5 protein-coding genes are annotated in these 6,153 nt (G+C 70.7%); 1 reads left to right on the top strand and 4 read right to left on the bottom strand.

Annotated features, from left to right (window positions below):
- Positions 1–34 precede the first annotated feature (34 nt).
- Positions 35–1,435: a trehalose-6-phosphate synthase gene (locus ACILRF_RS13700; RefSeq protein WP_395673808.1), complete on the bottom strand. Its 1,401-nt coding sequence runs from the start codon at positions 1,433–1,435 to the stop codon at positions 35–37.
- Positions 1,432–2,181: a trehalose-phosphatase gene (otsB, locus tag ACILRF_RS13695; protein ID WP_395673806.1), complete on the bottom strand. Its 750-nt coding sequence runs from the start codon at positions 2,179–2,181 to the stop codon at positions 1,432–1,434. Before otsB ends, ACILRF_RS13700 begins: the two co-directional genes overlap by 4 nt.
- A gap of 169 nt (positions 2,182–2,350) precedes the next feature.
- On the opposite strand from otsB, the gene zwf reads away from it, so the two are divergent.
- Positions 2,351–3,814 carry a glucose-6-phosphate dehydrogenase gene (gene zwf, locus ACILRF_RS13690; RefSeq protein ID WP_395673805.1) on the top strand — a complete coding sequence of 488 codons (1,464 nt, stop codon included), beginning with the start codon at positions 2,351–2,353 and terminating at the stop codon, positions 3,812–3,814.
- 4 nt (positions 3,815–3,818) lie between these two features.
- Here zwf and ACILRF_RS13685 read toward each other — a convergent pair whose 3' ends face one another.
- Positions 3,819–4,079: a hypothetical protein gene (locus ACILRF_RS13685; protein ID WP_395673803.1), complete on the bottom strand. Its 261-nt coding sequence runs from the start codon at positions 4,077–4,079 to the stop codon at positions 3,819–3,821.
- Between the two features lie 34 nt (positions 4,080–4,113).
- The gene (locus ACILRF_RS13680; protein WP_395673801.1) at positions 4,114–6,036 is read right to left on the bottom strand and encodes a glycoside hydrolase family 15 protein; all 1,923 of its coding nucleotides are present in this window, start codon (positions 6,034–6,036) and stop codon (positions 4,114–4,116) included.
- Positions 6,037–6,153 lie beyond the last annotated feature (117 nt).

The following is a 6,153-nucleotide window of genomic DNA, read 5'->3' as shown; positions in this document are numbered from 1 at the left end:
TCGGCGAACTCTTGGCGGCGGCCATCGTCGCTCCCTAGCTGGCCAGGGCGGTGCGCCTCGGCTCCAGGCCCTCGAGGGCCGTCACGAAGGCGTCGCGCCAGGCGGTGACGTCCTCGCGCTGGACACTGTCGAACAGAGCGCGCCAGCGGCGGATTCGCTCCGGCTTGTCCATGGCGAGCGCGCGCTTGAGGGCGTCGGCCAGCTCTTCCGGGCTGTTGGGATTGACCAGCAGGGCGTCGGGCATCTGCCGCGCCGCGCCGGCGAACCGCGAGAGGACGAGGACCCCGGGATCGTCGGGGTTCTGGGCGGCGACGAATTCCTTGGCCACCAGGTTCATGCCGTCGCGCAAGGGCGTCACCAGGCCGACCCGGGCGGCGGCGTAGATGCCGGCCAGCTCGTCGCGGCGGTAGTTCTTGTTCACGTAGCGGAACGGCTGCCAGTCGACGTCGGCGTATTCGCCGTTGATGCGGCCGGACAGGGCGTCGAGCCGGGCGCGGATCTCCTGATAGGCCTCGACCCCCTCGCGGCTGACCGGGGCGACCTGCAGCATCAGCACCTCGCGGCGGAGGTCGGGGTTGGCGGCCAGCAGCCGCTCGAAGCCGAGGAAGCGCTCCTCCAGGCCCTTGGAGTAGTCGAGGCGGTCGACGCCGACGATCAGCCGGCGGAACACCGTGCAGGCCATCATGATGTCGCGCATCCGCCGAGCCTTGGGCGTGTCGACCATGCGGGCGAAGTCCACGGCGTCGATGCCGATCGGGAACTCGCCGAGCCGGACTGTGCGGCCGAACGCCTTCATGGCGCCGGGGCCGGAATGTTCGCCGTCGGCCTCGGCCAGGACATATTCCTCGAACGCCTGTCGGTACTCGGCGGTCTGGAAGCCGACGAGGTCGTAGTCGAACATCGCCTCCACCAGCTGACGGTGGCCCGGCAGGGTGGTGATCAGCTGATGCGCCGGCCAGGGGACGTGCAGGAAGAAGCCGATGCGGTTCTTGACCCCGAGCTTGCGCAGCTCGCGGCCGAGCGGGATCAGATGGTAGTCGTGGATCCAGATCAGGTCGTCCGGCTCGATCAGCGGCCGCAGGGTCTCGGCGAACCGGCAGTTCACCCGCTCATAGCCCTCGCCATAGGCCCGGTCGTAGGCCGTCAGGTCGCTCCGGTAATGGAACAGCGGCCACAGCGTCTTGTTGGCGTAGCCGTTGTAGTACTCGTCGTAGTCGGCCTCTTCGAGGTCGATGGTGGCGGCGGTGACGCCGTCGATCTTCTGCATCGACAGCTGGCCGGTGAACTGCGGCGTGGTGCGGCCGCTCCAGCCGAACCACAGGCCGGAATATTCCCGCAGCGCTGCGGCCAGGGCCATGGCGAGGCCGCCGACGCTCTCGTCGCCCTTGCCGCTCGGCGGCTGGACGCGGTTGGAGACGACGATCAGGCGGCTCATAACGCCGCCTCCAGCCAGTCGAGGACGGCGTCCACCCCGGCCAGGCGGTAGCGGGCGGCGCTGTCGCGGGGCGGACCGACCAGGACGCCGACGCCGCCGGCCTGGCGGGCGGCCTCGAAGCCGTGCTCGTCGGTCGCGTCGTCGCCGACGAACAGCGGCGTCGCCCCTTTGAACGGCGGCTGGCTCATGAAGGCGCGGACGCTGTCGCCCTTGGTCGGACCGGGGGTGCGCAGCTCCTCGACCATGTCGCCGTGCTGGACCACGAGGCCGGTGGCGGCGGCGATCTCGTCGGCGAGGCTGCGGGCGGCGCCGCCCTGGGCACGGGCCAGGCGGTAGTGCAGGGCGACGCTGAGGCCCTTCTCCTCGACGATCAGGCCGGAATCGCGGATCGCGAAGTCACGCAGGCGGGCGGCCGCGTCGACGAGGCCGGGATGCGGCGCGACCTCGCTGGTCACGCCGTCCGGCTCGCGGCGGACGAGGCCATGGACGGCGGCGACGGCGGTGACTCGGCCCTCCAGGATGCGGTCGAGGTCGGCGAGGGTGCGGCCGCTGACCACCGCCAGGCGGCCGTCGAGGGCGGCGCTGAGACGTTCGATCAGGCGGGTGCGGCGCGGCTCGGGCCGCACGTCCTGCGGACGCGAGGCGATCGGCGCCAGCGTCCCGTCGAGGTCGAGGAACAGGGCGGCGCCAGCGAGCCGGAGGGGCTTCGGCGCCGGAAGCCCGACATTGATGTCTTCAAATGCCATACGAACCGGCGCCCCCAACTGGCGTCAGAACGCGCGAAGCCGCCGGACGATCCACAATCGACCAGATGTGAGCGGCAACCTCGGGCCGGGCTTGACGTTGCGGGTCCCTATGGCCGCTATGCGCGCCGTCGGCGCCGCGCCGAATCCCCAGGTCGAAAGGGCGAGACGAATGGCTGAGACGCCGAAGGCCGATGCCATCGTGCTGTTGGGCGGCGCGGGCGACCTTGCGCGGCGGATGCTCCTGCCCTCGCTCTATTTCCTCGACGCCGACGGCTTCCTGGCGGACGGCTTCCGCATCCTCGCGACGGCCCGCACAGAGATGAGCCGCGACGATTTCCGCGAGATGGTCCGCGAGGACCTGGCGGCGCGCAGCGAAGGCCTGGACGAGGGCGTTTGGGCGCGGTTCTCCGCCCGGCTCGACTACCTCGCGGCCGACGCCACCTCTCAAGAAGGCGCGGAGGCGCTGAAGGCGCGGCTGGACGGCGCTGGCGCGCCGCTGTTCTTCCTGGCCCTGTCGCCGAGCCTCTATGGCCGGGTCTGCGTCGCCCTGGCCGCCGCCGGCCTGGCGACCAAGGAGAGCCGGATCGTGCTGGAGAAGCCGATCGGCCGGGACCTGGAATCCTCGCAACTGATCAATGTCGCGGTGGGCGCGGTCTTCGACGAGGCGCGGATTTTCCGCATCGACCACTACCTGGGCAAGGAGACGGTCCAGAACCTGATCGCCCTGCGGTTCGCCAACACCCTGTTCGAGCCGTTGTGGAACAACCTGACCATCGACCACGTGCAGATCACGGTGGCCGAGACTGAGGGGGTGGGCGAGCGCTGGCCCTATTACGACGAGTACGGCGCGCTGCGGGACATGGTGCAGAACCACATGCTGCAGCTGTTGTGCCTGGTGGCGATGGAGCCGCCGGCCGACCTCGACCCGGACTCGGTGCGCAACGAGAAGGTCAAGGTGCTGCGCTCGCTGCGGCCGTTCCGCCGGGCCGACGCCCAGGCCGCCTCGATCCGCGGGCAGTACACGGACGGCGTGGTCGGCGGGAAGGCGGCGCCCGGCTACGAAGCCGAGCGCGGCCAGGCGAGCGGGGTGGAGACCTTCGTCGCCCTGCGGGCCGACATCGACAACTGGCGCTGGGCCGGGGTGCCGTTCTTCCTGCGAACTGGCAAGCGCCTGCCCGAGCGGCGGACCCAGATCGCCATCCAGTTCAAAGGCGTGCCGCATTCGATCTTCGGCGGCGCGGCGAGCCAGGACCTGGCCGCCAACCGGCTGGTCATCGACCTGCAGCCGGACGAGGACATCGAGCTGCGGCTGATGAACAAGGCCCCGGGGATCACCGAGGGCGGCATGCGGCTGCAGTCGCTGCCGTTGTCGTTGTCGCTGCAGAAGGCCTATTCCGGACCCGGCGCCCGGCGGCGGATCGCCTACGAGCGGCTGCTGCTCGACGCCATCGCCGGCAATTCGACGCTGTTCGTCCGACGCGACGAGGTCGAGGCGGCCTGGCGCTGGATCGATGGGGTCGCCAACGCCTGGCGCGATGCGGGCTGGGCGCCAAAGCCCTACGCGGCAGGGTCCTGGGGTCCGGCCGGCGCGTTTGCGCTGATCGAGCGGTCCGGGCGCGCCTGGTACGACTGAGGCCTCAGCCGGTGTGGTCGCCGGAAGCCAGCGGCGTCGGATCGCCGAAGCGGTGCGGATTGCGGCCCAGGGCCAGGCGCAGGCGCGTGATCTCCTGCGAGGTCTCGAGCATCTCGACGATCTCGTAGAAACCTTGGCGCTCGTCGATCTCGCCGGTCTTGGCGAGGTAGTCGGCGACGCGATCCTGGATGCGGCTGATCAGGGCGTCGGCCGCCTCGGCGGCGGCGCGCAGGTCTTCGGGGCGGCCATGCGAAACATCTGCCATGCCGTGTGGACGTGCAGAGGCGGCAGAGGTTCCCTCACCGCACGGCGGTCCAGGGCCTGGAGAGCAGGCCGGCGCAGTTGATCAGGCCGACGAGGGAGTAGGTCTGCGGGTAGTTGCCCCACAGCTCGCCGGCCCCGTCGAAGGAGATGTCCTCGGAGAGCAGGCCGGCGGCGGTCCGGCGGCCGAGCATTTCCTCGAACAGGGCGCGCGCCTCGTCCGTGCGGCCGGAGAGGTGCAGGGCCTCGATCAGCCAGAAGGTGCAGAAGTTGAAGGCGGTCTTCGGCGTGCCGAAGTCATCGGGGATCGCGTAGCGCAGCATAAAGGGCCCTCGGCGCAGGCCCTCCTCCACGGCCTTCATCGTCGCCTGCATGCGGGGGTCGTCGGGGGAGGTGAAGCGGACGTCGATCAGCTGCAGCAGGCTGGCGTCGAGTTCGTCGCCGCCGAAGGTCGCGGCGTAGCGGCCGAGCTCGGGGTTCCAGGCCTTTTCCTCGATGGTCCGGCGGACCTGGGCGGCCTTGTCGGCCCAGTAGGCGGCGCGGTCGGCCAGGCCGAGCTTGAGGGCCGCGTTGCCGAGGCGGTCGCAGGCGGCCCAGCACATCACCGACGAATAGGTGTGCACCGCTTCGCGGCCACGGAATTCCCAGAGGCTGGCGTCCGGCTGGTCGTGCAGCTCGAAGGCGCGCTGGCCGATCGGCTCCAGGGCGCGGAAGTCCTCGACGCTGGCCGGGCGGAACAGCCGTTCGTCGAAGAAGGCCTGGACGGCGGAGAGCACGATCTGGCCGTAGACGTCGTGCTGCATATGCTCGTGCGCCTGATTGCCGACGCGCACCGGGCCCATGCCGCGGTAGCCGGGCAGGTGCGGCGCGACCCACTCGGTCAGGACCGGCTCCAGGCCGACGCCATAGACCGGCTGGACGTGGTTGGCCTTGGGCGTTTCGCTGGTCGCCCCCTCGTCGAGGCCGGCGGCGCCGGCGGCGCCGAGCGCGGGGGCCGGATCGCTTCGGAGGGCCTGGTCCACCAGGTTGCGCAGGTAGACGAGGTAGTTCTCCAGCATGTCGGCGGCGCCGAGCCGATTCAGCGCCTGGACGACGTAGTAGGCGTCGCGCAGCCAGCAGTAGCGGTAGTCCCAGTTGCGGGCGTGGCCGGTGTCTTCGGCATGCTCGGGGACCGACGTCGTCAGGGCCGCGACGATGGCGCCGGTCTCCTCATAGGCGCAGAGCTTGAGGGTGATCGCCGCCCGGATCACCGCCGACTGCCATTCCAGCGGCACCGACAGGGTGCGGACCCAGCCGCGCCAGTAGTCTTTGGTCTCGCGCAGCATCCGCTCGCAGGTGGTGGCGACGTCGGCGTCGAAGCCTTCGTCCGGGCCGAGGAACATCGCCACCGGCTCCTCCAGACGGAAGGTGCGCTCGGCGTGGATGTGGCTGATCGGGGCGCCGGTGGTCAGGCGCAGGGTGGTGGCCGCGCCGACGAAGCGGATGTGGTTCGACCCCATGGTCGTGCTCGTCCGCTGCTCGCCGTAGTTGGCGGTCGGCCGCAGGCGGATGCGGATGCGGGGCGCGCCGGCCAGGGGGCGGACCATGCGGACGAAGGCCAGGGGCCGGTAGACGCGGCCGAACTGCCGGTAGCGCGGGCAGAAGTCGAGAATCTCCAGCCGGCCGCCGGAGGCGTCCCGGATCTCGGTGCGCAGGATCGGCGTGTTGCGCAGATAGGCCTGGGTGATCTCCGTCGCCCCCTCGACCTGCACGTCCCACAGGCCGGCGGCGTCCTCGTCGGCCGGATCGCGGCCGCCGAGCAGGGCCGAGAACACCGGGTCGCCGTCGACCCGCGGCACGCAGGCCCAGACAAAGCGGCCGGCGCGGTCGATCAGGGCGCTGGCGGTGCAGTTGCCGATCGGGAACAGATCGAGCGTCGAACCGCTCTTCGGCGCCTTGTCGTCGTCACCCGCCTGACCCATGCCGCAGTTCCCCTCCGCTCGATTCCGGTGCGCGAACGGACCACCCCGTTTCCGCTCGACGCAACCTTAACGTCGCTGGATAAGCTTGGAGCCGGAAGCTGGGCGAATCGCACGCGC

Source organism: Phenylobacterium sp. (genome assembly GCF_044236515.1).
GTDB lineage: Bacteria > Pseudomonadota > Alphaproteobacteria > Caulobacterales > Caulobacteraceae > Phenylobacterium.
The sequence above is the reverse complement of the archived record's forward strand: the minus strand, read 5'-3'. Positions and strand labels throughout refer to the sequence as shown.